Origin of the sequence: Nitrosomonas sp. Nm166 (genome assembly GCF_900112825.1) — a bacterium.
GTDB lineage: Bacteria > Pseudomonadota > Gammaproteobacteria > Burkholderiales > Nitrosomonadaceae > Nitrosomonas.
Map to the genome: position 1 here is coordinate 16,542 of NZ_FONE01000009.1, position 26,025 is coordinate 42,566.

19 protein-coding genes are annotated in these 26,025 nt (G+C 45.5%); 15 read left to right on the top strand and 4 right to left on the bottom strand.

Annotated elements, in window-relative coordinates; translation table 11 throughout:
* Window positions 1-19: 19 nt before the first annotated feature.
* Together BM021_RS04125 and BM021_RS04130 are read left to right on the top strand one after the other, a co-directional pair.
* A complete protein-coding gene (locus BM021_RS04125) occupies window positions 20-286 on the top strand; it encodes a hypothetical protein (RefSeq protein ID WP_090719168.1) in 267 nt (88 codons plus the stop codon).
* Between the two features lie 773 nt (window positions 287-1,059).
* A complete protein-coding gene (locus BM021_RS04130) occupies window positions 1,060-2,937 on the top strand; it encodes a pyruvate kinase (protein WP_090719170.1) in 1,878 nt (625 codons plus the stop codon).
* A 178-nt stretch (window positions 2,938-3,115) separates the two neighbouring features.
* On the opposite strand, the gene BM021_RS04135 is transcribed toward BM021_RS04130, so the two are convergent.
* Complete coding sequence (locus tag BM021_RS04135) at window positions 3,116-3,631, bottom strand: hypothetical protein (protein ID WP_090719173.1); 516 nt, start codon at window positions 3,629-3,631, stop codon at window positions 3,116-3,118.
* Between the two features lie 555 nt (window positions 3,632-4,186).
* Here BM021_RS04135 and BM021_RS04140 point away from each other — a divergent pair.
* Entirely contained in the window at window positions 4,187-8,857 is a 4,671-nt protein-coding gene (locus tag BM021_RS04140) for a DUF4347 domain-containing protein (protein ID WP_090719175.1), read from the top strand.
* A 10-nt stretch (window positions 8,858-8,867) separates the two neighbouring features.
* On the top strand, window positions 8,868-9,605 hold the full coding sequence (locus tag BM021_RS04145; RefSeq protein ID WP_256207763.1) for a phosphoadenylyl-sulfate reductase: 738 nt from the start codon (window positions 8,868-8,870) through the stop codon (window positions 9,603-9,605).
* Here BM021_RS04145 and pip read toward each other — a convergent pair.
* Window positions 9,602-10,561: a prolyl aminopeptidase gene (gene pip / locus BM021_RS04150; protein ID WP_090719179.1), complete on the bottom strand. Its 960-nt coding sequence runs from the start codon at window positions 10,559-10,561 to the stop codon at window positions 9,602-9,604. The two genes, BM021_RS04145 and pip, sit on opposite strands and share 4 nt — an antisense overlap.
* 151 nt (window positions 10,562-10,712) lie before the next feature.
* On the opposite strand from pip, the gene BM021_RS04155 reads away from it, so the two are divergent.
* The 7 genes from BM021_RS04155 (at window position 10,713) to BM021_RS04190 (ending at window position 17,187) form a co-directional block, all read left to right on the top strand.
* Window positions 10,713-10,970 carry a hypothetical protein gene (locus tag BM021_RS04155; RefSeq protein ID WP_090719181.1) on the top strand — a complete coding sequence of 86 codons (258 nt, stop codon included), beginning with the start codon at window positions 10,713-10,715 and terminating at the stop codon, window positions 10,968-10,970.
* Window positions 10,963-12,123, top strand: coding sequence for a patatin-like phospholipase family protein (locus BM021_RS04160; protein WP_090719183.1), 1,161 nt, complete (start codon window positions 10,963-10,965; stop codon window positions 12,121-12,123). Before BM021_RS04155 ends, BM021_RS04160 begins: the two co-directional genes overlap by 8 nt.
* Before the next feature lie 66 nt (window positions 12,124-12,189).
* Window positions 12,190-12,912, top strand: coding sequence for a TerC family protein (locus BM021_RS04165; protein WP_090719185.1), 723 nt, complete (start codon window positions 12,190-12,192; stop codon window positions 12,910-12,912).
* 43 nt (window positions 12,913-12,955) lie between these two features.
* Window positions 12,956-13,381 (top strand): universal stress protein, encoded by a 426-nt coding sequence (locus tag BM021_RS04170; RefSeq protein ID WP_090719187.1) that lies wholly within the window; start codon window positions 12,956-12,958, stop codon window positions 13,379-13,381.
* Between the two features lie 94 nt (window positions 13,382-13,475).
* Entirely contained in the window at window positions 13,476-15,863 is a 2,388-nt protein-coding gene (locus BM021_RS04175; protein WP_090719189.1) for a GspE/PulE family protein, read from the top strand.
* A gap of 78 nt (window positions 15,864-15,941) precedes the next feature.
* A complete protein-coding gene (locus tag BM021_RS04180) occupies window positions 15,942-16,172 on the top strand; it encodes an addiction module protein (protein ID WP_090719191.1) in 231 nt (76 codons plus the stop codon).
* Between the two features lie 484 nt (window positions 16,173-16,656).
* The gene (locus BM021_RS04190; protein ID WP_090719193.1) at window positions 16,657-17,187 is read left to right on the top strand and encodes an REP-associated tyrosine transposase; all 531 of its coding nucleotides are present in this window, start codon (window positions 16,657-16,659) and stop codon (window positions 17,185-17,187) included.
* Window positions 17,188-17,495: 308 nt separating this feature from the next.
* Here BM021_RS04190 and BM021_RS04195 read toward each other — a convergent pair whose 3' ends face one another.
* Window positions 17,496-17,942 carry a pilin gene (locus BM021_RS04195; protein ID WP_090719195.1) on the bottom strand — a complete coding sequence of 149 codons (447 nt, stop codon included), beginning with the start codon at window positions 17,940-17,942 and terminating at the stop codon, window positions 17,496-17,498.
* Window positions 17,943-18,145: 203 nt separating this feature from the next.
* The gene (gene glnE / locus BM021_RS04200; protein ID WP_090719196.1) at window positions 18,146-20,932 is read right to left on the bottom strand and encodes a bifunctional [glutamate--ammonia ligase]-adenylyl-L-tyrosine phosphorylase/[glutamate--ammonia-ligase] adenylyltransferase; all 2,787 of its coding nucleotides are present in this window, start codon (window positions 20,930-20,932) and stop codon (window positions 18,146-18,148) included.
* Between the two features lie 213 nt (window positions 20,933-21,145).
* On the opposite strand from glnE, the gene BM021_RS04205 reads away from it, so the two are divergent.
* The 4 genes from BM021_RS04205 to ilvN all read left to right on the top strand — a co-directional run bounded on the left by BM021_RS04205 (window position 21,146) and on the right by ilvN (window position 25,983).
* Window positions 21,146-22,009 carry a carbon-nitrogen hydrolase family protein gene (locus tag BM021_RS04205; RefSeq protein ID WP_090719198.1) on the top strand — a complete coding sequence of 288 codons (864 nt, stop codon included), beginning with the start codon at window positions 21,146-21,148 and terminating at the stop codon, window positions 22,007-22,009.
* A 227-nt stretch (window positions 22,010-22,236) separates the two neighbouring features.
* Window positions 22,237-23,709, top strand: a complete 1,473-nt coding sequence (gene tldD, locus BM021_RS04210) for a metalloprotease TldD (protein ID WP_090719200.1) — start codon at window positions 22,237-22,239, stop codon at window positions 23,707-23,709.
* 72 nt (window positions 23,710-23,781) lie between these two features.
* Entirely contained in the window at window positions 23,782-25,485 is a 1,704-nt protein-coding gene (locus tag BM021_RS04215; RefSeq protein WP_090719202.1) for an acetolactate synthase 3 catalytic subunit, read from the top strand.
* Between the two features lie 6 nt (window positions 25,486-25,491).
* Entirely contained in the window at window positions 25,492-25,983 is a 492-nt protein-coding gene (ilvN, locus tag BM021_RS04220) for an acetolactate synthase small subunit (RefSeq protein ID WP_090719204.1), read from the top strand.
* Window positions 25,984-26,025: the final 42 nt, after the last annotated feature.

Here is a 26,025-nt window from a genome sequence, read left to right on the forward strand (position 1 = left end):
CATTCGAAGGAGGAAAGTTATGAAAAACGATCATATCTTTATCATTGCATCAGTATGTTTTTGTCTGGTTTTATTAAGCGCAATCTACTATGGTGTTGCATTTTATGAAGTCATCATCGATTGGGACAGTATTTCAGGCATTATTCTCGGAGCTTATTTTTATTTTGTCTATCTCATTATCGGTATCTTCTACGGTAGGCCAACAAATCGAATGCGATATTTTCAAGAGAGAAAATCACAGCAGAGAAAACAAAGAATATATACCCGTGATGCTTACGAATATTAATCAGCAAGCCATTGTTGTAACGCAATATTGGTATATTAATTAAAACCATACTTAATATTCATGGAATTTTTCGAGATTCCAGTTGTCTGCATAATTATCTACTTTCCCTTTGTTTATGTAGATTAACCGCTTAACCCAAGCATTTCTGCGATAAGAAATGTCACAACGATCCAAGAGGTCGGGGGCGTGTTGAATTGGGTTTTTATTTTTTATATCTCCTAACTGTACCTCCCAGCTTGCTAATGACTGCAATTACTGGGAGGGTTCTTTCTCTTTTAAGGTGATTACTTGTCATCATCTTGTCATATCATCAAATTAAGATTTGCCTGATCAAGTTTCATCTGTCAACAGATGAATTTTAGATGAAGCTGCATAACCGTTCTGCATTGTTTGCAACTGCTACGCATTGTTTTTAACTCTGTATTTTTTGCCGCCAATATCACAAGCACTGGTGCAATCTTTCCTTGCGGATTCGTACCCAATGGATTGATACGTATAAAAGCAATGGATTGATACGTATAAAAGCAGTGGGTGTCTGTTTGAACAATCCATTGGCTCAGGAAGTAGTATTCAGTAAACAGCCGAGACGGCTGATTTCAATGCATTCATAAGCTTTTTTCAGGAGAAGAACTGAACAAATATAATGAAATATTAAACACATGAGTGTTATACCTGCCATTCAGCTAATTATGTAAGGCTAGTTATCAGTTATGCAATCTGAATGTTTACCATTAAGATAAAACTATTCCAAGTAGCTGAGAGTCATTAGATCCATGATCAAACAGCCATCAGATTCACGCAATTCCAAGGAGTCGCATCCGTATGCCCGTTTGTTGTATGAGTTGGAGGAGTTGAAGAATGAATTAAAAGAACTTGAGCAGTTGTTTGCACCAACGCTGCAACAGGTCAATCCACTCCACCTGGCTGATGCTATTAACCTGGTTCATTATCTTGGTTTAAGGCGCCGAGATATGCGATCGTTACAAAAAAGATTAGCGGTGATAGGGCTCTCATCGCTAGGTCGCATGGAATCGCATGTCTTCGCTCACCTTAATGCAATCACTGATCTTTTGCGCTGCGTGCTAGGCGAGAGTGCAATCAACCAAATCATTCTGCCAACCCCAGAGACAACGGGTGTAACACAGCTAGAATGTAATACCGATAATTTGTTTGGCAAGCCTCCTTCTCATCGCCGAGTCCGCATCATGGTGACGCTACCCAGCCAAGCGGCAGATGATTATTCATTGGTCAAGGATATGCTCATCCATGGTATGGATTGTGCTCGTATCAATTGTGCATATGACACGCCTGAAATATGGCTGCGCATGATTAAGCAAATTAATCGTGCACGCCGTGAAACAGGGAGGCATTGCCGTATTCTGATGGATTTAGGTGGTCCCAAGTTACGCACTGGAAAAATAGCTCAAGGGCCTGCTGTACTCAAATGGAAACCACGGCGGAATATATACGGCAAAGTAATGGCTCCAGCACGGATATGGTTATATCCCGAGGCTGATGTTTCTTCCATTCCGGTTGCCGCAGATGCCAGTTTACCTGTACAGGGAGATTGGCTTGCAAAAGTGAAACCGCGCGATGTTATAGAATTAATCGATGCGAGAGGATCTATCCGTACCCTGTTAATCATTGACCGAGCCGGGACAGGCTGTTGGGCTGAATCAAACCAAACTACTTATCTTACGCCTGGCATGGAACTCAAGCTTTCGCGCGTATCGGCATCTGGGCATATGCGCCGAACAGCTTACACGGGTATGGTAGGGACGTTATCACTATTACCTGAATTAATTCGTCTTCACACTGGAGACAATCTGACTATCACGCGCGAACCCTTGCCAGGTATGGCGGCGCAATTTGATGCCACGGGGCATTTATTACATCCAGCCAGTATTGCCTGTACCCTGCCGGAAGTATTTCAGACTGTCCGGCCAGGTGAACGTATCCTGATCGATGATGGCAAAATCGGCGGAATAATCCGCAGTGTTGACAATGACAAAATGGTGGTCGAAATTACACAAGCTCGCGAAGGTGGAGAAAAACTGCTGGCGAATAAAGGTATCAATCTGCCGGACAGTCGACTTAAGTTGAGCGGATTGACGATACTGGATATCGAACATCTGGAATTTATCGTGCAACATGCCGATATGGTTGGACTCTCATTCGTTAGAAATCCTGAGGACATTAAGCTATTGCAAGAGCATTTGAAACGGCTGAAAGCAGAAGAGCTTGGCATCATACTGAAAATCGAAACACGTGCTGCATTCGAGAATTTACCGGAACTGCTATTTACCTTGCTGCGATCAGCCAATGGCGGCATCATGATTGCACGCGGTGATCTTGCAGTGGAGTGTGGTTACGAAAGATTGGCGGAACTGCAGGAAGAAATTCTCTGGTTAGCCGAAGGAGCACATCTACCTGTTATATGGGCAACTCAAGTGCTGGAAGGACTATCCAAGAGCGGTAAACCCAGCCGCGCTGAAATATCCGACGCGGCAATGGGTGTACGTGCTGAATGCGTCATGCTAAACAAGGGCCCCCACATTATCAAAGCCATCCAATCATTGGATGATATTCTGCAGCGCATGCAATCTCACCAGCAGAAAAAGAGCTCTTTATTGCGACGTCTTCATTGGTAATCGGCAGTGGCTTCTAGGAAGCTTTTCACGCCAGAGTGATGAGTTACATTTGAGGGTGTGTTTACTAGAACAATGCTGTGTTACGCGGATGGCTAGCGCAAATAAAATGGATTACCCCGGTTTGCCTGGAGTAATCCAAGAATGTACAACTAAATAATCAGGTAATTATAGTAAGCATCTATTTGTGTGAAAGTCTGACTGTTCCAGCGCTATCGAGATAAGCACCGAGGCGTTTGGCCAAGTAAACTTCCTTAGCACCTGTTGTCGAGCTGGTTTTGCTTTCCAGGCCGATACCACAGTCATAGATTTGAGCAGCCAAGATAGAGACGCGCGTGTTGTGATTTTCATTGATGATTTTAGCATCGAATTTATCGTAGGTATTAGCTGTGCCCTTAGCAGTATCCACAACTACGGTGCCATCGGGCAATGTGACGACTATCCGACCATTTGCAATGGTAGTAGCAGTTGCTTTGGCTTCGTTAAGCAATACATGATAAGTCGATTGATCCTTAACTGCGCTAAGTTTATTTTTGAAGCTGGTTACCTTAGCGGGAGTAAGGACAGCGTTCAGCATATCATAAGGTGGTGCGGTAAGTTTAGTTTGAACTTGTGGTGCGCATGCTGCCATTGCATTGAAACTAATAATAAATAATACAAAAAGGACGGGCAGTAATGATATTTTTCTCATTTTCATACGTGGTCTCCAGTTTATTTTGAGTATTGAGTATTATGAAACGCATCCAACCACGCTAAGTGGTCAAATGTATCAGTAAGCATAAATCGCATCGATATGACGTTCGGCTTATGCTGCTGAAATGCTGACAGCCACTGATGACATGCTGATGTCAGTGTTGTTTCAGTACCATTAAGGTTTCAAGAATGAGTGGAAAAGTGATATGAAGTCTTTGCATTTCTCTTGCAGGTTTTACCTGAGCCTCATAAATAAAATTCATGAGTTACGAATTCCGTAGTACAAATATCTTGTATTTTGCCCAGTAATAATAGTATGCATGTACTAGAAAAAAGGAGAAACATACTGTTTTTTTAGAGGAATCATAAGTATAAAATACATAAAAGAATGGAATTTAAAATTGCGCTTCGTTCTTGAACCCATATGGTTTTATGGAGCGTATTTTGAAGTTCCGCACTTTACTGATTGGCTTAGTTTATGCGAAGGGGCTAAGACTTTGTCTGATCGCATCAATACAATAACAATTAAAGCTGCATTTCTCTTTTAAAGGGGGTACTCATGTTGTCTCGCATCATATTTATTGATTCAAACGTAGCCGATTATCAAAATTTGATTCCACAGCTGCCTGACTCAGAGGTTGTTGTGCTGAATGCAGATCAAGATGGCGTCATGCAGATTCTTTCCGTGTTGCAGGGCAGGGTGGAACTGGATGCGATAGATATTATTTCGCATGGTACGCCAGGGGTATTGATGCTGGGACGGGGTGAATTAAATAGCACCAATCTGACGGATTATGCTGAGCTATTAGCTCGGATCGGCACGCACCTGAAACCCGATGGTGATATTTTGCTGTATGGTTGTGAAGTGGCGCAAGGAAAAGCAGGGCAAGCATTTATCGAACAACTGGGGCAGCTTACCGGAGCAAGTGTTGCAGCATCGATCAATCTGACTGGTGCGGCTCATCTGGGCGGGGACTGGGTATTGGCAGCACAGGCAGGATTCGTCAAGTCACCTGCATTGCAGCTATCCTATCACGGTATTCTCGCAATTTTTACCGGCACAACAGGTAATGATGTGCTGACTGGAAGCATGGGTAGTGACACATTCACCGGTGATTTAGGCGATGACACGCTGATAGGAAACACGGGCAATGATATTGCAATTTTCTCGGGTAATCAGGCTGATTATGAGTTTTCGCTCAATTCGGCGGGTCAGGTCACTGTGCGAGACAAAAATGCCGCCAATGGCGACGAAGGCACAGATATTCTTACCAGTATTGAAATTGCCCGATTTGCGGATGGCGATATTGGCGTTTCTCAGAAAAGCGACGAATTCAGGGTCAATACTTTCATAACTGGTGAACAATTTGATTCATCGATTACTGCCCTGGTCAATGGCGGTTTCGTGGTGAGCTGGGCATCTTATGCTCAGGATGGCAGCAGCTATGGTATTTATGCGCAGCGTTATAATGCGAATGGCGTGGCGCAGGGTAGCGAATTCCAGGTCAATACGCATATAACCAATTCTCAACAAAATCCTGCAATCACCGCCTTAAGCAATGGCGGTTTTGTGGTGAGCTGGATGTCGAATGGCCAGGATGGCAGTGGCTATGGCATTTATGCGCAGCGCTATGATGCGAATGGCGTAGCCCAGGGCAGTGAATTCCAGGTCAATACCTATACAACCAATTCTCAACAAAATCCTGCAATCACCGCCTTAAACAATGGCGGTTTCGTGGTGAGCTGGCATTCTAATAGTCAGGATGGCAGTGGCCTGGGTATTTATGCTCAGCGCTATGATGCCAATGGCATAACCCAAGGCAGTGAGTTCAGAGTCAATACGCATACAGCCAACTCACAACAAAACCCTACGATCACTGCCTTAAGCAACGGCGGTTTCGTGGTGAGCTGGGAGTCAAGTGGTCAGGATGGCAGCAGCCTGGGCATTTATGCGCAGCGCTATGATACGAATGGAGTAGCCCAGGGCAGTGAATTCCAGGTCAATACGCATACAGCCAATACGCAAGGTGATCCTGCGATTGCTGCATTGGCGAATGGCGGTTTTGTGGTGAGCTGGGAGTCAAGTGGTCAGGATGGCAGCAGCCTGGGCATTTATGCGCAGCGTTATGATGCAAATGGGGTAGCCCAGGGCAGTGAATTCCAGATCAATACCCATACAGCCAATACGCAAAGTGATCCTGCGATTGCTGCATTGATGAATGGTGGTTTCGTGGTGAGTTGGGCATCGAATGGTCAGGATGGCAGTGGTTATGGCATTTATGCGCAGCGCTATGATGCCAATGGGGTAGCCCAAGGTAATGAATTTCGGGTCAATACACAGACCACCGATGTCCAGGGTAATTCTTCAGTCACTGCTCTGGTTAATGGTGGATTTGTGGTGACCTGGGAGTCTTTGAATCAGGATGGTAGTGGCAAGGGTATTTATGCCCAGCACTATGATGACGAAGGAAGAACGGCTGGAAATCTTGTGCTAACGGGAAGTGCTGGTGACGATCACTTGAACATTGCAGCGGCAGCGATGACTCAGCAAGCCAATCTGCTAGGGATGGCAGGTAATGATTACCTGCAAGGTGGGTCTGGCAACGATATTCTGGATGGCGGTGCTGACGATGACTTGCTTTCTGGAGGTTCCGGCAACGATACGTTAATAGGCGGTGACGGTGATGATGTCGCAGTGTATGAGGGTAATCGATCTGATTACATACTCTCGCTCGACTCAATCGGTCAGATTACAGTGCATGATACCAATCCATCTAACGGAGATGAAGGTATAGATACACTTTCTGATTCAATAATATTGCGTTTTGCTGATGGCGATTTCACAGCAAATATTTTGTCCAGAGGTAATGAACTGAGGGTCAATACTTATACTTCCAATGACCAAGTTAATTCTTCGATTACTGCGCTGAGCAATGGTGGTTTCGTGGTGACCTGGGAATCTTCGAGGCAAGATGGCAGTGGCAAAGGTATTTATGCGCAGCGCTATGGTGCGAATGGTGTGGCCCAGGGCAGTGAATTCCAGATCAATACGCATACAACCTTTGATCAAATTAATTCTTCAATCACTGCCCTGAACAATGGTAGTTTCGTGGTGAGCTGGGCCTCTCTTCAGGATGGCGAAGGCTTAGGTATTTATGCGCAGCGCTATGATGCCAATGGGGTAGCCCAGGGCAATGAATTTCGGGTCAATACATATACTGATTTCGATCAAACTCATCCTTCAATTTCTGCTCTGAGCAATGGCGATTTTGTGGTGAGCTGGGCATCGAGTGGTCAGGATGGTAGCGGCTGGGGTATTTATGCGCAGCGCTATGATGAAAATGGTGTAGCGCAGGGTAATGAATTCAGAGTTAACACTTTTACGGATCTCACTCAAAGTGATCCATCCATGACTGCACTAGCTAATGGCGGTTTCGTGGTGAGTTGGGAATCTTCGGGTCAGGATGGCAGTGGCAAAGGTATTTATGCGCAGCGTTATGATGCAAATGGAGTAGCTCAAGGCAGTGAATTCCAGATCAACACGCATACGGCGGATGATCAAGCTAATTCTTCAATTACCGCACTGACTAATGGCGGTTTCGTGGTGAGTTGGGAATCTTCAGGTCAGGATGGCAGTGGCAAAGGTATTTATGCGCAGCGTTATGATGCGAATGGCGTAGCTCAGGGCAGTGAATTCCAGACCAACACGCATACGGCGGATGATCAAGCTAATTCTTCAATTACCGCACTGACTAATGGCGGTTTCGTGGTGAGTTGGGAATCTTCAGGTCAGGATGGCAGTGGCAAAGGTATTTATGCGCAGCGTTATGATGCGAATGGCGTAGCCCAGGGTAATGAATTCAGAGTTAATACCTTTACGGCCAATGCCCAAAGTGATCCCTCGATCACCGCGTTGTCCAATGGCGGTTTCATGGTGACATGGTCATCTTTAACCCAGGATGGCAGCGGCTGGGGTATTTTTGCGCAACGCTATGATGCAAATGGAGTGGCCGTTGAAACGATTGTTGAATTAACATCAGTATCTGGTGGAGTCAATCATGCTCCGGCTCTGATAGCTCCTTTGATTGATCAAGCGGTACAATATGATACGCTTGGCTGGAATTACGATATCAGTACCTCGTTTAGTGATACTGATCTTTCCGATTCCCTGAGCTTTAGTGCCTTGCTCGCTAACGGCGATCCTTTGCCAGCCTGGCTACAGATTGACGAAATCACTGGCTTGATGAGTGGTGCGCCTGGCTTTGTTGATCGTGGCACTTATGCCTTAGACATAACTGCTACTGATTCGCACGGATTAAGTGTCAGTGCACCTTTAACGATCGCTGTGACGGTGTTTAACGCGGGCGAACTGTTGGTCAGTACGGATGGCAACGATACGTTAGCCGGTACACAATCCAATGATACAGCCAGCTATGCGTATGCTACTGCTCCAATTACAGTTTCCCTGGCTACTAGCAATCAGCAAAACACGGGAGGTGCTGGATTAGATACGCTGACCAATATCGACAATCTGATAGGTAGCAATCATAACGATAATTTGAAAGGCAACGCACAGAATAATGTGCTTGATGGGGGGGCTGGTAATGACAAGCTTGCTGGAGGTGCTGGAGCAGATACGCTGGCTGGCGGATCCGGTAATGATGTTTTTACTGTTAACAGTGTGGGTGATGTCGTCATAGAGTTCCTCAATGAGGGGATAGATAAAATCAATAGCAATGTAACTTACACCTTGCCAGAGCATGTGGAAAATCTGACATTGACAGGATCGCTGGCGATTAACGGCACGGGCAATGATCTGGCCAACAGGATTAACGGGAATGCAGCGGATAATCAACTGAATGGAGGGGTCGGCAACGATACTCTCAATGGTGGTGCTGGCACCAATACGCTAACGGGTGGAGCAGGGAAAGATAACTTCCGATTTACTACCACCGGTCACACCGATATGATTACCGATTTCAATGTAATTGATGATACGATTCAGCTTGAAAATGCCGTATTTACGTCATTAACAACGACTGGTAAATTAGCGGCAGATCAATTTCGGGTAAATACTCAAGCGTTGGATGCGAATGATTTCATCATCTATAACGATGCGACAGGTGCGTTGTGGTACGATGCGGACGGGAATGGTGCTGGTGCGGCGGCACAGATTGCAACGATGGGAACTGGTTTAAATATGACTAATGCAGATATTGTGGTGATCTAGATGATTTTCGATGAGTACATGTTTAAAGGTGAGCAGCCCGATGTCTGAATCAGCAGCAAGTCAAAGTGTCAGTAACAGTGCGGGCTTAAGCGTGCAGGCCATCCGTGAATTGAATGACCGCTATCGCCCGCTTGATTTTGAAGCACGATTGCGCAGGCTTTATACCGATTTCCAGCCTGAAAAAATCATGGTGACGTCTTCCTTTGCGGCGACCTCTGCTTATTTTCTGCATATCATCTCTCGCATTCGCCCGGAACAGGTCATTTTTTTCATTAATACGGGATTTCATTTTCCGGAAACTCTGTTATACCGTGATTATTTGATTGGCCTCTTTCATCTGAAAGTCGAAGATTTGAAAGCGGATGATTATCAGCATCAATATAGCGAAAAAGAAAAGCTGTACGAAACCGACCCGGATTTTTGCTGTACCATTAACAAAATCAATCCGCTGGAAGCGATCAGATGCAATTACGATATTTGGGTATCGAGTCTGATGAGCTGGCAGACAGACCACCGTGCAGGGCTGGATATTTTTGAAGAGCGCCGCGGAATTATCAAGTTTAACCCCATGATTGACGTGTCGCGCGAAGAACGTGATGCGTATATTCTCGAGCATAAGCTACCCTTTCACCCGCTAGTGGCTGATGGTTATTCTTCTATCGGTTGCAAGCACTGTACTGTAAAAGGCGAAGGCCGCAGCGGTCGCTGGGTGGGGAAACCCAAAACCGAGTGCGGCTTGCATCTTTAATTGTTGCGTATTTTGAAATGATCGGTGGCTCTGATCAGTGCCGCCTGTATGCCGGGCTCCCATACGGAGTGGCCGGCATCGTCAATGATGATGTATTCAGCCTGCGGCCATGCGCGATGCAGGTCGTCAGCACTGATGATTGGGCAGACGGCATCGTAGCGGCCCTGCACAATAGTGGTGGGGATGTTGTGCAGTTTATGCACGTTATCCAGTAATGAATTTTCCGGCAAGAAGATATTGTGACTGAAGTAATGGGCTTCCATGCGTGCAAGCCCCAGTGCGACACTGTCACTGGCAAAGTAACTGACTGTTGTCGGATTGGGTAATAATGTGGAGCAAGAGCCTTCATAAGTGCTCCAGGTGCGTGCGGCTGGCATGTGAATGGCCGGATCTGGATTCATTAAGCGCTGGTAATAAGCAGAAAGAATGTCATTGCGTTCTGCTGCGGAAAGTGGTGCAACAAATTCACGCCAGGCCTCCGGGAAGAAATTTCGTAAGCCATACAGAAACCAATCAATTTCTTCTTTACGGCAAAGAAAAATCCCACGCAGAATAAAACCACGACAGCGTTCAGGATGAGCCTCACCATACGCAAGAGCCAGTGTGCTGCCCCATGAGCCGCCAAATACGAGCCATTGATCGATGTTCAAGTGTCGCCGCAGTAGCTCCAGGTCATTAATTAAATGCGGCGTTGTATTGTCGCGTATCTCGCCGAGTGGCGTTGAACGTCCAGCACCTCTTTGATCATAGATGACAATACGATAATATGCTGGATCAAAAAAACGCCTATGTGCTGGTGTTGCGCCAGCTCCGGGTCCGCCATGAAGGAATACGACAGGTATGCCTGACGGATTACCTGATTCTTCCCAGTACATCGTATGTAATTTGTCAAGGGATAATGTTCCTTGGCGATAGGGCTCGATTTCTGGGTATACAGTAGGTAAATGAGTGCTCATGATATTAGTCGATAATTGAACGATTGATTTTAGAAATGATAGAAAAAGTGGCAAACTGTACAGAGTTCAAAAATTAAATGAATTATAGTTCTGATATAGTGATATTGCTTGACAGCTTGCTTACTGTTTCAATGTGATAAGGAATCAGCGTATGCCTAATACGACAATGGGAGAACAAGAGATTTCTATGTTAAGGGAAGAAATGGAAATATTAATGGATGAACGTCAATGCCTGCTGGATGCGACAGGTGCTGCTGCAGTTTTTATCGCTAGCCTGGACAGTGCTTTATTACCGGATTCGGCCTGTCAAGCAGCGAAGATTTTATCAGACTCTCTAAATAATTTACCTGAAGAAACTTTACGGGATGCGCTGGAGAAAGTGAGAGCAGAGCATATCGTTCGTGTATAAAAAAAAGAAGGTTTTGGCCGGACCTAAGGTAGGGCTTGTTTTAACGGGAGGTGGCGCTCGTGCTGCTTATCAGGTAGGCGTATTACGGGCTATTGTTGAACTCTTACCTGACAAGAGACGTAACCCATTTCCGGTGATTTGTGGAACTTCTGCAGGCGCAATCAATGCAGCCAGCATTGCGGTTTCAGCCAATGATTTTGCAGAAGGTGTCAGTCAACTTGAAGCCGTCTGGTCAAACTTTCATGTAAACCAGGTTTATCGATCAGATTTTATAGGCGTAATGCATAATACCCTACGCTGTTTGTTGTCATTAGTATCAAATGAATATGGTCGATATAATGCAATTTCCTTACTGGATAACTCGCCATTAAAAGCACTCCTGAAAAGCCGTTTTCCGTTTCGTTCTATTAAATATTCCATCCGTACAGGTGCATTGTATGCTCTGGGGCTTACTGCATGGGGGTACACTTCCGGACAATCGGTTACATTTTATCAAGCAGCGAAAGAAGTGGTGCCTTGGAAGAGAGCGCAGAGATTGGGCATTCCAGTGGATATTGGAATTAGGCATTTAATGGCTTCTTCCTCGATTCCTTTTATTTTTCCTCCTGTTAGATTAAATCGTGAGTACTTTGGAGATGGCTCAATGCGTCAGTTGGCGCCCATCAGTCCGGCGCTACACTTGGGTGCGGACAAGGTACTGATTATCGGTCTACGCAGAATGGTAATTGATGAACCTAAGCGGGTCAGCGCCACCAGTTATCCTCCATTTGCGCAGATTGCAGGTCATGCGCTGAATAGTATCTTTGTCGATAGCCTGGATGTTGATCTGGAGCGTTTATTGCGCATCAACGAAACGCTTAAGCTAATTCCTCACGAAACATTTAAAGAAAAAAATATAGCGCTACGCCCCATCGAAGCGATGATGATAGCACCCAGCCAGAGCATTAACGAGATTGCACAAAAATATGCATATACCTTGCCATGGATCATGCGTTATTTATACCGGGCTATCGGTGCGATGGGACCTAATGGGGCAACTTTATTGAGCTATGTACTATTTGAGGCGCCTTTTTGTCGAGATTTAATAGCACTGGGCTATAACGATACCCTGCGGCAAAAAGATGAATTGCTGGAATTTATAGGAATCAAATAAAGTATAGAAATATTGAAATTAGAATGGTATTTCTCTTCGAAATAATAATTTTGTAGGAAAAATCAAATGGCTTTTGATAGTCCGCAATTCTGGATTGCAGTTGTGCAAATCATCGCGATTGATATCGTATTAGGCGGAGATAACGCGGTTGTAATCGCACTTGCCTGTCGACGCTTGCCCGAACAGCAACGTAAGCTTGGAATTTTCTGGGGCGTCTTTGGTGCGATTGCTTTACGGGTAGTAATGATTTTTTTTGCACTGAGTCTACTGACGATACCTTATTTGAAGATCGTTGGCGCGGCATTGCTGATATGGATCGGTATCAAGCTGTTGCAACCTGAATCAGAAGGGGACCATGAAATCAATGCCAGTACAACATTACTAGGTGCCATCAAAACTATTATCGTGGCTGATGCGGTAATGAGTCTGGATAATGTGATAGCGATTGCGGGTGCTGCCAAGGATGAGATCGGTTTAGTAATTTTTGGCTTGGTGATCAGTGTGCCCATCATCGTTTGGGGGAGTCAGCTGGTGATGAAAATTATGGATCGCTATCCCGTAACTATTGCAATTGGTGCAGGTTTACTGGGATGGATTGCCGGTGATATGGTGGTGAGTGATGTAGTTACCAAAGAATGGGTTAATACGCAGGCTAAATATCTGCACTGGGTTGCACCAGTCGCTACGGCGTCTATTGTAATTGTGGTGGGTAAAATGCTGGCGGCCCGCCAATTGGCCAAGGTCAAGCCAGTAGTCGATCTGGCTGAAAAAACTCCGCCTAAGCAGTAATTTTATCTATTTATCATATAAAAGCTAAGACTAGGGATAAATCATGCTAAAGATCTTATTACCAGTGGATGGTTCAGATAATTCCAATAAAGCAGTCACTGATTTCATCCATTTACTGGATTGGTATAAGGAAAAGCCAGAGATTCACTTGCTGAATGTTCAGCATTCGCTAGATGGAAATGTTTCATTATTCATTAATCAGGCAGATATTAAGCAATACCATCAGGAAGAAGGCTTGAAAAGCCTGCAAAAAGCCCGTGATTTACTCGACCAGGCAGGTATCGCGTATCAGTATCATATTACTGTCGGTGATCCGGCTGAAATGATTGTTCGTTTTTCTGCGGAGAAGCACTATGATCAGATCGTAATGGGGCCGCGTGGAAAAGGAAGCATACAAGGTTTATTACTGGGATCTGTGACTAGCAAGGTGATGCAATTATCAAACATTCCTGTGTTATTGGTTAAATAACATTGCTGAGGTAGGCTTATGGATGCGCCCTCTTATGTAAAATTTTTATAATCAATCAATTATTTGAGTTTGAAAAATTCTTGAGGACTGATTCATGAGTACAGCTGCCATTACCCCATTGATTCAGAAAAATGTTTCGGATGTTAATAGTGAACTCAATTTCTCCAAGAGTCTGCAATCGGCCATCAGTAAAATCCATGCAGCCAGTGATATTGATGAGATTATACTGGAGGTCAGTAAAGATCTCTGTGCTGTGTTTAATGCAGAGCGATTGATTATTTATACCCTGAGTGAGGATCATGCATTCCTAGTTACTCGAGTCAAGGCCGGATTTGACTCCATGCAGAATTTGAAAGTACCGGTGGATAAAAGCACCATTACTGGCTACGTGAGTTTAAACAAGGTGATAGTAAATATCGAAGATGTTTACAATAAAAACGAATTAAGAAAAATTGATTTATCGCTCACCTTTTCTCAAAAGGTGGATAAGCGTACCGGTTATCGAACTAAGCAGATGCTCGTTGCACCGATTCTGCATGCGGATACCCAAGAATTAATGGGTGTGGTTCAGGTTATTAATCATAAAAATGATCAACCATTCCCAGCAATCGCCGTTAAGGGAATGGTTGAAATCTGCCAGATGCTTGCGATTGCCTTTAAGCATCGTTATCAGAAACCTGCCCAACTGCTGAAGTCAAAATATAACTACCTGATTTTTGATTCGGTGATTTCCGCCGCGGAGTTTGAATTAGCCACGCGCTCGGCGCGGGAAAGAGGGTGCGATCTGGAGGATGTGCTGACTGACGAGTTTCAGATTGGCTTGCCACTTATCGGCAAAGCGCTTTCTTCGTTTTTTGATATCCGCTATGAGCCTTTTAAGAAAGATCGCATCAAGCCGATGGATCTGCTCAAAAATTTAAAAAAAGATTATGTAGAAAGTAGTGCCTGGCTGCCAATTGATGAAACCAAAGAGGGATTAGTGATTTTAACGCTCGATCCTGAGCAAATTAAATCTCAGCGCATTGCTAACACGATTTTTCCCAAGCATAAGATTATCTATACCGTTACTACCAAGCATGAGTTTGCAGCAACAATTGAGCAATTTTATGGCAGTAGCCAGGATGAGATCGCTGCGGGTGATATCAATGAAATGCTCTTCAATCTTGAGGGAGAAAACGTTGAAGAGGTATCCAGTAGTGGCATAGAAGAGTCTTCAACGGCTTCAGATAATGAACTGGTTAAGCTGGTCAATAAAATCATTATTGACGCCCATAAAATGGGCGTGTCTGATATTCATGTGGAGCCTTACTCAGGAAAAGAGAAAACCAAAATTCGTTTTCGCAAGGATGGCTCATTAATGCCTTATATCGAGATTCCGGCCAGTTATCGCAATCCGTTAGTAACACGAATCAAGATTATGTGCGATATGGATATCTCCGAAAAGCGCAAACCACAGGATGGCAAGATTAAATTCAGGAAATTTTTTCCACTGGACATTGAGTTGCGGGTGGCCACCATTCCTTCGGCAGGCGGCCTGGAAGATGTCGTCATGCGTATTCTGTCGGCTGGTGAGCCGATTTCGCTGGAGAAAATGGGGTTCACCCTGCACAACCTGGAGGCGTTGAAAAAAATAATCAGCAAGCCGTACGGATTATTTTTTGTGTGCGGTCCGACGGGTTCGGGTAAAACCACTACCCTGCATTCCATCCTGAAATATCTTAATCGCCCAGACACCAAAATATGGACTGCGGAAGACCCGGTTGAAATTACGCAAAAAGGGCTGCGGCAGGTGCAGATCAATGTCAAGGCCGGTTTGACCTTTCCGGTCATCATGCGCTCTTTTTTGCGCGCAGATCCGGATATCATCATGGTTGGCGAGATGCGTGACAAGGAAACCACCAGTATCGGCATCGAAGCTTCGCTAACGGGACATCTGGTTTTGGCTACGCTGCACACCAACAGTGCGCCGGAATCCGTGATCCGTCTGCTGGATATGGGCATGGATCCTTTTAATTTTTCGGATGCATTATTAGGAATTCTGGCGCAGCGGCTGGCTAAACGCCTGTGCAAATGTAAGCAAGGGTATGTGGCCAGTAAGCATGAAATCAAAGCGCTATTGACGGAGTACTGTGAAGAGTTGAAAAATATTGAGCGGTTTAAGGCCAATCCGGAGGCTGCCTATCAAGAAATTCATGACCAGTGGATCAAACAATACGGCGATGACAAGGGCCAGATCACACTGTATAAACCGATTGGTTGCGACGACTGCGCAGGCAGCGGATTTTCCGGCCGTGTGGCATTGCATGAACTGATGACTGCCAGTAATGCATTGAAAAAGAACATCCAGGAGCACGCCCGAGTGGCGGAAATGCTGGTGACGGCACTGAACGATGGTATGCGAACATTAAAGCAGGACGGCATCGAGAAGGTATTGCAGGGGATTACGGATATTCATCAGGTGCGGGTGGTGTGTATCAAGTAAGCGGGTTGGGTTTGTATTCGATGCGAGTAGGGTATACTGGTACTTTGAAAATTTAATATCCTAGAGTGAGAGTTCTATATGTCAACCGCATTTAAGCAAGTTATTGAGAGTATCAGAGCGCTCACTGCTGATGAAAAAGCTTTGCTGGCACCTTGCCTTATTGCTTCCTTGGAATCAGGACAGGATGTTGGTGTGGATGAGGCATGGGCGGAACTGGCTGAGAAGCGCTATCTGGAGCTTGAATCCGGCATGGTGAATGGTTTGTCGTGGGAGGAAATCAAAAAGGAAGTAAAAAGCCGGAATGCCTGAAGTTATTTTTCACCCGGCTGTTGCCATTGAGATCAAACCTCATATGAATGCTATCAAAATCAAGCAGAAGGATTGGGCGATGACTTTCTGGATGAATTGGGGTTGACATACCAAACGATAACTGAGCTTCCAGATACCTGGCCAAAATTTAAAAAAGACTACCGCAGGTTTCTACTGGGAAAATTTCCTTTCTCGATAATATATCGCCTGAATAAAAACACCATCTTTGTGGTAGCAGTGATGCACAACAGCAGAAAGCCGGGCTATTGGAAAACACGTACTTAACAAGAAATTAATGCAGACAATTTACCCCAGTGGTTCCTTTTGTCTTATTTGCGTTGATGTGACCAAAATTGTCACTTTTTGACGTAATGCGCTCTGAAGTGTAGCCCGCGTGGTCCGATTAGCGCAGCGTTAACTGGACGCCTGTTATTTGAACTAATAGCTAACATCGATACTGTCTCGAGACAGGGGAAGAGATGAGATGTCCAACTATCGGCGCGTTTTCATACCGGGAGGTACCTGGTTCTTCACGGTGAACCTGCTGCAACGGCATAATAATGATTTACTCGTGCGCGAAATTAACTTGTTGCGCGAAGCGGTGAAACGGGTGCGTAAAAGCTATCCTTTTCGAATCGATGCCTGGGTGGTTTTGCCGGAGCATTTGCATTGTGTGTGGACTTTGCCGCCGGGTGATGCCGATTTCAGTACGCGATGGCGTTTGATCAAAAGCGGATTTTCGCGTGCATTGCCCAGAACCGAATATCGGTCGAATATACGCAAAGCGGCGGGAGAGCGTGGGATATGGCAACGGCGTTATTGGAAGCATTTGATACGTGACGATACCGATTATCAACGCCATGTCGATTATGTGCATGTGAACCTTTTCAAGCATGGTCACGTCAGGCGTGTAGCCGATTGGCCATATTCCACGTTCCATCAATATGTTGCGAGAGGCATTTATTCAATGGATTGGTGCGGTGATGCCAATTCCACGGTTGGCGGTGATGTGTGATGGGAAAGCGGTGAATGGTGGTGATGTCATGGCCGGGATTGGTGGAAATGGCGGGAAGGCGGAGAGACGGAAATAGCAAGAATGGCAGAATGGGTAGGAATGGTAGGCCCGATTAGCATCGCGTAATCGGGCGGAGGTGTTGCCGGAATGTGGATAAGCCGGCCGTAAATAAAAGAGTATTGCGGGGATGTGAATAAATCGGATTGTAAGTAAAAGCCGGAGATTGTAATAAAAAAGCCCGATTACGCGATGCTAATCGGGCCTACGCCGGCTACGCGGGCTAGATTCAGCTGTTGTAGGGGAATTTTTTAGCAGATCGAACCTGCTGCGCGTGTAGAGCATCCACCAGTCCGTCCCCAGGTTACTCCTCCTGTGCCGGTAATAGTTGGAGTGAGTATATAGGTATCAGCTGCAGCTATACCATTTTGAGCAACCGGTGTTGCAGTTATTACACCAGCAGCGTCAACCGTTACTGAGGTTACTCCTCCTGAAGCACCAGCATTATTTGGAACCTCAACTGTATTACGGGAACCTGTTGCAGGAACCGCGATAGCATTATTAGCAATACAACTACCGGTTTGTATACATAATTCAACCCCTGTCTTAAATGGAGCCGCTGCATTAACAATTTCAGTATATCGAGATTTAACGGTGTAGTTCTGATAAGCAGGCACAGCCACAGCAGCCAAAATACCAATAATCGCCACAACGATCATTAATTCAATGAGTGTAAAACCTTTTTGTGCTTGTTGCATTTGTTATTCTCCTTTAGGTTAAATAAGACACACCAAGTGTGTAATATATCTTAAGCAGGAATCATGCCCAAATTTGTTGAGATAGAGCTTTCATAGTGGAATTAGAATTTATCCGTTCATTGGGATTGATAAACATGAGAATTGAGTGAGAAATCGATTGTTCAGCCTAGCCTGAATTGTACAGTAATCAAACCCTATTTTTCTCAATTACCAAATACTTCCTCCCACAGCGCCAGTACAGCCATGCGATCATCCTTTAAATGATTGCCTTCTATACGGGTAGGTTTCTGTGCTTGCCCATCGATGGGCGCGCTGCTGGTCATATCTGTATCGCCACTTAATCGCTTACGGTGCTGGATGCGCCGGAATTCCCGGTAGGCGGAACGCACTTTTTCAGCCGTGCTGATGGAGATAAGTCCCAGTTCACCCGCCAGTTTCAGTAGAGCGATGTTGCCGATATTGCCAGTTAATTGGGAGTATTGGCAGGCATAGCCCAGTACCAGATATTGCACGATGAATTCGACATCGATAATGCCGCCACGGTCGTGTTTGATGTCGAACAGTGCGGTTGGATTGGGGTGAACGTCGAGCATCTTTTCACGCATTTTTAAAATATCCTGTTTAAGCGCGATGAGATTGCGCGATTGGCACAGGATTTCTTTGCGCGTGTTCTCGAAAGCCTCTCCCACTTGCTTGTCACCTGCGACAAAACGCGCCCGGGTTAATGCTTGGTGCTCCCATACCCAGGCTTGTTCCCGTTGGTATTGTGCAAAAGCTTCCATCGAATTCACGAGTAAACCGCTGGCACCATTGGGGCGCAGGCGCAGATCCGTTTCATATAGCAAACCTGCCGAGGTATGACGGGTCAGCCAGGCATTGATGCTCTGGCCAAGCTTGGTATAAATTTCCGCTGCATCAGGGTGATCGTCTTCATACAGAAAAACCATGTCGAGATCCGAAGCATAGCCGAGTTCTTTTCCCCCCAGTTTGCCATAGCCGATAATGGCAAAGGCAGGTTTTTCCCGATGGCGTTTTTTCAAACCGGACCAGGCCAGGTTCAGTACGGTGTCCAGAACCAGATCGGCTAAGGCGGTCAAATGGTCGCTGAGTGTTTCGAGCAGTAACGAACCTTCCAGATCGGTCACCAATAACCGGAATACTTGAGCATGCTGAAAGTGCCGCAAGACGTCCATTTGCCACTCGATGACATCATTTTTGGGGCTATTGGCATGGTTCAGCAGATAGATGAGCTCATTGTTGAGCGTATGCCAGTCAGGAACAAGATGCGGCGCATCATGGCGTAACAGTTCGTCCAGTAAAATAGGATGCCGTCCTAGATAGTCAGTGGCCCATTGGCTGATACTGACAAGTTTTGCGACCCGTTGCAGTGTGTAGGGATGTTCCAGCAGAAGCGCCAGGTAGGAAGTTTGCGAACTGATTTTTTCCAGCAACTGCAGCATACGTTCCAGTGTGATTTCAACCGGCGGAAGCTCGGCTACGGCTTCGATCAACATTGGGATCAGCGTATTGATTTGCTGTTGACTGGATTTCGGCAATTGATGATAAAAAGTACTGTGATAGAACAAGCGTAACCGTTCGGAAATCTTTGCAGGCTCGGTGAATCCCATGGTGCTCAGTTGAGTGGCGGCGGCTTCAGTTTGCGAAATGTCCTGTGTTTCAGCCTGCCACAGATAAGCCAGCATGTCATGGGTAGGTGATTTTCTGGGAGTGGCAAAAATGAGCTCAAATTGACGCGTAACATTCTTGCGATGAATATCCAGCTGTTGCATGAAACTGGCGTAATCGGAGAATCCCATGGCGGTGGCGATGAGGGTCTGATCGGCAGGATTTAACGGTAGTGTTTGTGTCTGCTGATCATCGAGATACTGAAGACGGTGTTCCAGTTTGCGCAGAAAGTGATAAGCCTGCGTGAGTTCCGTGACGGCTTGCTCCGGAAGCTGCTGTTTCTTCTGTAAACGTTGTAAGACACTCAAAGTGGGACGAATGCATAGATCAACATCGCGGCCGCCGCGGATCAACTGAAAAACTTGCGTGATAAATTCTATTTCACGAATGCCGCCGGGACCTAGTTTAATGTTATCGTGCATTTCGCGGCGTTCGACTTCCTTGCGTAATTGCGCATGTAAGCGACGCATCGCTTCATAAGCGCAGAAATCCAGATACTTGCGGAATACAAAAGGCCTGACAATTTGTTCCATGAGAATGGATTCAGCTTCAGTATCAGAGCCTCCTGCGATTACCCGGCCTTTGATCCAGGCATGACGTTCCCATTCCCGTCCTTGCTTGACGAAGTATTCTTCCAGCATGGGAAAACTGATTGCCAAAGGACTATTTTCTCCATGTGGACGCAGCCGCATATCGACCCGGAACACATAACCCTCGGCCGTATAGTCATTGAGGCTGGCAATCAGTTTACGTCCAAGGCGGGCAAAGAATTCATGATTTGAAATGGATTTGGTACCATCAGTTTCGCCCTCTTCCGGATAGACGAAAATCAGATCGACATCCGATGACACATTGAGTTCGCCGCCACCCAGCTTACCCATGGCGACAACCAGCATGCGCTGTGTAGTATTGCTGTGCTCGCCTTTGGGTAACCCAAACCGATTGGATTGAGTTAACCAATGTTCATGGTATTGGAGTGCAAAATTGATGGTAACTTCAGCAAGTTCGGTCATACTGGACATTACTTCGTATAAATCAGCCTGATGACTGAGGTCACGAATGGCTAATCGCAGCATGACCTGCTTGCGCAAATCACGCAGTACGCTATGCAGAATCTCTTCATGAGTGATGTGTTTGGATTGAGAATCCAGGAACGCCTGCATTTCAACTCTTCTGAAGGGAAGGTGGAGTGTTTTCAGCAGGGCTGTTTTTCGCGCCGGTTCGCTGTCCAGTATGCGCTGGACATAGCGGCTAAAAGGCAGTGCGCTGCTAACAATCGCATCAGGTGAAGGATCACTATGCATAATTGAGCATTGAGTAGTAAATTCTAGTTCGCTTACACCAGAGCAATCGTAAATCAAAATAGAACGTTATGAGCGTAAATGTTAGAATTTGGCTTGGTATTGAGCGTGCTTCTGTTTTATTGAGTATACTCATCATAGGTAAATGATAATACTGATGAATTCTATGAATAGGAACAGTTCTTTATCAGGATTCTGAAATTAAAGTATAAAAAAATGATAAACGATATTACTAAACATAATCGATCAACGATTGAAAATGTAAAATCGGCAGCTTTTCATGTCGCTGCCATTCAGATGGCTTCGGGTCCAAGTGTATCTGCAAATCTGGAAGAAGCAGCGCGCTTGATAGAAGAGGCAGTTTCCCAGCAAGCCAAGCTTGTGGTATTGCCTGAGTATTTTTGCATTATGGGGATAAAAGACACGGATAAATTGGCGGTTCGGGAGCAACCCGGCGATGGGCAGATACAGAAATTTCTCAGTGATACGGCAAAACGTTTGGGAATATGGCTGGTAGGTGGGTCAGTGCCATTAGCTTCGCCGGAGCCGGATAAAGTTTATAATAGTTGTTTGGTGTACGCAGATAATGGGGAGCAGGTTGCGCGTTACGATAAAATTCATTTGTTTGGCTTGCAACTGGGTCATGAGTATTATGCCGAGGAGAAAACCATTACAGCAGGGAATAAAGTAGTAACTGTGGATTCCCCATTTGGCCGTATTGGATTATCGATATGCTACGATCTGCGGTTTCCGGAGTTATTCCGTATGATGAATAAAGTTGATATTATTCTGGCCCCAGCCGCGTTCACTGCCATTACTGGTAAAGCACACTGGGAAGTCTTGGTGCGCGCGCGGGCGGTTGAAAATATGGCCTATGTGATAGCGCCAGGACAGGGCGGCTATCATGTGAGTGGACGGGAAACGAATGGCGATAGCATGATCGTAGACCCTTGGGGTGTAGTGATAGAGCGTTTGCCTCGGGGTCCTGGTGCCGTGGTTGCTACTCTTGATCCGGGATATCAGGCCAGCTTGCGAACAAATTTGCCAGCACTGGATCATCGAATCTTACTAGCTTGTTGAGCTGCATAAAATCAATAACTAAGAATTCCAACCTACTGCATAATTTATTGAACTACTTACCAAGATTTATGACAAATCTGGTTAGTGCAAACTACCGGTCACATGTTGTACCGGAGAATATCTTTGTGGATCGCGGAATCTGGATCGCGGAATCGATAATTAGCCAATAAGTAACTATGATATATACAGTTTCCTGCCCTGGCAGAGCATAGATTAAATCAAATATTATGACGATTGAATGCATGATAGAAAGTAAAGATTTTTATACGATTGCCGATCGCTGCTTGTTAGCGCCCTATAACATTGATGCGACCGGATTGCAACGTGTCTTGGATCAAATACTCACCCACAAAATTGACTACGCAGATCTTTATTTTCAGTATAGTCGGTCTGAAGGCTGGATGCTGGAAGAAGGCATTGTCAAATCAGGAAGCTTCAATATTGAGCAGGGAGTTGGCGTTCGTGCCATAAGCGGGGAAAAGACAGGTTTTGCTTATTCTGATGATATCAGCATGCCAGCGCTTGTATCAGCGGCCCAAGCAACACGGGCAATCGCCCATCAAGGCAGTACGCAAGCAATACAGGCAATAAAAAGTAATGTGGTTGGTCAACCTACGCAACTATATTTGCCGGAAGATCCCATTGCCAGTCTTAAGGATGCAGACAAAGTAGCTTTATTAGAAAAACTTGAGCGTTATACCCGGCAGCTTGATCAGCGGGTGACCCAGGTAGTGGCATCGCTCGCTGGTGAATATGAAGTGATACTGGTAACGCGCAGTGACGGATTGCTTGCGGCTGATGTAAGGCCGTTGGTTCGATTGTCTTTACAAGTAATCGTTGAAGAAAATGGCCGACGTGAGCAAGGTGTTGCCGGAGGTGGCGGACGCTTCAGCTATGCTTATTTTACCGATGAGATTTTGCAAGATTACGCAGAAAAAGCTGTCCATCAGGCAGTAGTGAATCTGAATGCGCGGCCAGCGCCGGCTGGTACTATGACGGTCGTTCTGGGAAGTGGTTGGCCTGGCATATTGTTGCATGAGGCGATCGGTCATGGATTGGAAGGGGATTTTAACCGTAAAGGCAGTTCTGCTTTTTCAGGGCGTGTCGGTGAGCGTGTTGCAGCGCCCGGTGTTACGGTGGTTGATGATGGAACAATTCCGCAAAGGCGCGGATCGCTGAACATCGATGACGAAGGTAACCCGACGCAATGTACGATATTGATAGAAGATGGCATACTTAAAGGTTATCTGCAGGATAGCCTGAATGCTCGGCTAATGAATTCTCCGATTACTGGTAATGCTCGGCGTGAATCTTTTGCGCATATACCCATGCCACGCATGACAAACACGTATATGCTGAATGGTGATAAGAGTCCAGCAGAAATTATCGCGTCAGTTAAGCATGGTTTATATGCTGCAAATTTTGGTGGCGGACAGGTAGATATTACCAGTGGAAAATTTGTTTTCTCAGCTGCAGAAGCTTATATGATTGAAGATGGGAAAATCACCTACCCTGTTAAAGGCGCTACTTTGATTGGTAATGGTCCGGATGTGCTGACGCGGGTTTCTATGATTGGAAATGACATGGCACTTGACCCCGGAGTTGGAACATGCGGCAAGGAAGGTCAGAGTGTACCGGTTGGGGTGGGGCAGCCTACATTGCGCATTGATGGATTGACAGTAGGTGGAACAGGAAGTTGACGGCCGGCTAGTGAAACGTTACCGTTAGAATATTTTATAACTTGTTGAAATTGATATTGGGATGCAAAAAGCATGAGTGTGGAATTAACCGGCGCTGAGATTACAATACGCTGTTTGCAGGAAGAAGGGGTGCAGTGTATTTTCGGCTATCCCGGTGGTGCAGTACTGTTTATTTATGATGAATTATTTAAGCAAGACAAAGTTCGGCATATTTTAGTGCGCCATGAACAAGCAGCAATCCATGCGGCCGATGGTTATGCTCGTTCCAGCAATAAAGTAGGGGTGGCCCTGGTGACTTCAGGGCCTGGTGTGACTAATGCGGTCACAGGTATTGCTACTGCTTATATGGATTCCATTCCTCTGGTTATTATTAGTGGACAGGTACCGACCAGCGCCATTGGTTTAGATGCATTCCAGGAAGTTGATACAGTGGGTATCACACGACCTTGTGTTAAACATAATTTCTTGGTGAAAGATGTTACCGAATTGGCGTTAACCATTAAGAAAGCCTTCTATATTGCTTCGACGGGACGCCCTGGTCCCGTGCTGGTGGATATCCCCAAAGACGTTACCCAACAAAAAACTAAGTTTGCTTACCCAGACAAGGTAACGATGCGTTCCTATAATCCGGTGATCAAAGGCCATACGAGGCAAATTAAAAAAGCCGCCGAACTGATACTCGGCGCCAAACGCCCGGTAGTCTATGCGGGCGGCGGAGTGATACTGAGCGATGCTGCACCACAATTAACCGAATTGACGCAAATGCTGAATTTTCCCTGTACCAACACTTTGATGGGGTTGGGAGGATATCCTGCAACGGATAAGCAATCCCTGGGTATGTTGGGTATGCATGGCACTTATGAAGCTAACATGGCGATGCAATATTGTGATGTTCTGGTTGCGGTAGGTGCTCGTTTTGATGATCGTGTGATCGGGAATCCCAAACATTTTTTTAATGAGAATAGAAAGATTATTCACATAGATATTGATCCGTCATCCATTTCAAAACGCGTGAAGGTAGATGTGCCCATCGTAGGCGATGTTCTGGATGTGCTGAAGGAACTCATCAAGTTGCTGAAAGCTGAAAAGGAAAAACCGGATCAAGCTGCATTGAAAGAGTGGTGGAAGCAGATTGACTTATGGCGCGAGCGGGACTGCCTAAAATTTGATCGTGAAAGCCAGATTATTAAACCACAGATGGTTATTGAGAAGCTGTTCAATATCACTAAAGGCGATGCGTTTATTACCTCGGATGTAGGGCAACATCAAATGTGGGCTGCTCAGTTTTATAAATTTGATAAGCCACGACGCTGGATTAATTCGGGTGGGTTGGGCACGATGGGATTTGGCATGCCTGCTGCGATGGGGGTGCAACTAGCTAATCCAAAAGGCAAAGTGGCCTGCATTACTGGTGAAGCAAGTATCCAGATGTGTATCCAGGAATTATCAACCTGTAAACAGTATAAGTTACCATTGAAGATTGTTAATTTGAATAATCGCTACATGGGTATGGTTAGACAATGGCAGGAATTTTTTCACGGTAATCGCTATGCCGAATCTTACATGAATGCACTTCCGGATTTTGTTAAGCTGGCCGAAAGCTATGGACATGTTGGAATAAAAATTGAACGGCCTGAGGATGTTGAAGATGCTTTAAAGGAAGCGTTTAAGCTGAAGGATCAGTTGGTATTCATGGACTTTATCACAGATCAGACTGAAAATGTATTCCCCATGGTGCCAGGTGGTAAAGGGCTTTCTGAAATGATTCTGGTGTAAAAATAAATGCGACATATTATTTCTGTATTAATGGAGAATGAGGCAGGTGCTTTGTCACGCGTAGCGGGCCTGTTTTCGGCACGTGGTTATAACATTGAATCACTTTCAGTAGCACCCACTGAGGACCCTACTTTGTCACGAATGACGCTGGTCACCATTGGATCTGATGAAATAGTCGAGCAAGTGACCAAGCAACTAAATAAGTTGATTGAAGTAGTAAAAATTGTCGATTTGAGTGATGGCAACCACATAGAGCGTGAATTGATGCTGGTCAAAGTCCGCGCAGTGGGTTCAGACCGGGAAGAGATCAAACGGCTGGCTGAAATTTTTCGTGGCTGTATTATTGATGTAACAGATAAATCTTACACGATCGAGTTAACGGGTCCCAGCTCGAAGCTGGATGCATTTCTTGAGACAGTTGAGCGTAGTACTGTTCTGGAAACGGTGCGCACCGGTGCATCGGGTATAGGGCGCGGTGAATGGACTTTAAAGGTATAATCCGTGTTTGCTGATTAATTCTAATTAATTCTAATCTTTGAG

Bases quoted from the DNA above. Each gene is read 5' to 3' on its own strand.
- BM021_RS04125 (WP_090719168.1), top strand. From the start codon at position 20: ATGAAAAACGATCATATCTTTATCATTGCATCAGTATGTTTTTGTCTG.
- BM021_RS04130 (WP_090719170.1), top strand. From the start codon at position 1,060: ATGATCAAACAGCCATCAGATTCACGCAATTCCAAGGAGTCGCATCCG.
- BM021_RS04135 (WP_090719173.1), bottom strand. From the start codon at position 3,631: ATGAAAATGAGAAAAATATCATTACTGCCCGTCCTTTTTGTATTATTT.
- BM021_RS04140 (WP_090719175.1), top strand. From the start codon at position 4,187: ATGTTGTCTCGCATCATATTTATTGATTCAAACGTAGCCGATTATCAA.
- BM021_RS04145 (WP_256207763.1), top strand. From the start codon at position 8,868: ATGAGTACATGTTTAAAGGTGAGCAGCCCGATGTCTGAATCAGCAGCA.
- pip (WP_090719179.1), bottom strand. From the start codon at position 10,561: ATGAGCACTCATTTACCTACTGTATACCCAGAAATCGAGCCCTATCGC.
- BM021_RS04155 (WP_090719181.1), top strand. From the start codon at position 10,713: ATGCCTAATACGACAATGGGAGAACAAGAGATTTCTATGTTAAGGGAA.
- BM021_RS04165 (WP_090719185.1), top strand. From the start codon at position 12,190: ATGGCTTTTGATAGTCCGCAATTCTGGATTGCAGTTGTGCAAATCATC.
- BM021_RS04170 (WP_090719187.1), top strand. From the start codon at position 12,956: ATGCTAAAGATCTTATTACCAGTGGATGGTTCAGATAATTCCAATAAA.
- BM021_RS04175 (WP_090719189.1), top strand. From the start codon at position 13,476: ATGAGTACAGCTGCCATTACCCCATTGATTCAGAAAAATGTTTCGGAT.
- BM021_RS04180 (WP_090719191.1), top strand. From the start codon at position 15,942: ATGTCAACCGCATTTAAGCAAGTTATTGAGAGTATCAGAGCGCTCACT.
- BM021_RS04190 (WP_090719193.1), top strand. From the start codon at position 16,657: ATGTCCAACTATCGGCGCGTTTTCATACCGGGAGGTACCTGGTTCTTC.
- BM021_RS04195 (WP_090719195.1), bottom strand. From the start codon at position 17,942: ATGCAACAAGCACAAAAAGGTTTTACACTCATTGAATTAATGATCGTT.
- glnE (WP_090719196.1), bottom strand. From the start codon at position 20,932: ATGCATAGTGATCCTTCACCTGATGCGATTGTTAGCAGCGCACTGCCT.
- BM021_RS04205 (WP_090719198.1), top strand. From the start codon at position 21,146: ATGATAAACGATATTACTAAACATAATCGATCAACGATTGAAAATGTA.
- tldD (WP_090719200.1), top strand. From the start codon at position 22,237: ATGACGATTGAATGCATGATAGAAAGTAAAGATTTTTATACGATTGCC.
- BM021_RS04215 (WP_090719202.1), top strand. From the start codon at position 23,782: ATGAGTGTGGAATTAACCGGCGCTGAGATTACAATACGCTGTTTGCAG.
- ilvN (WP_090719204.1), top strand. From the start codon at position 25,492: ATGCGACATATTATTTCTGTATTAATGGAGAATGAGGCAGGTGCTTTG.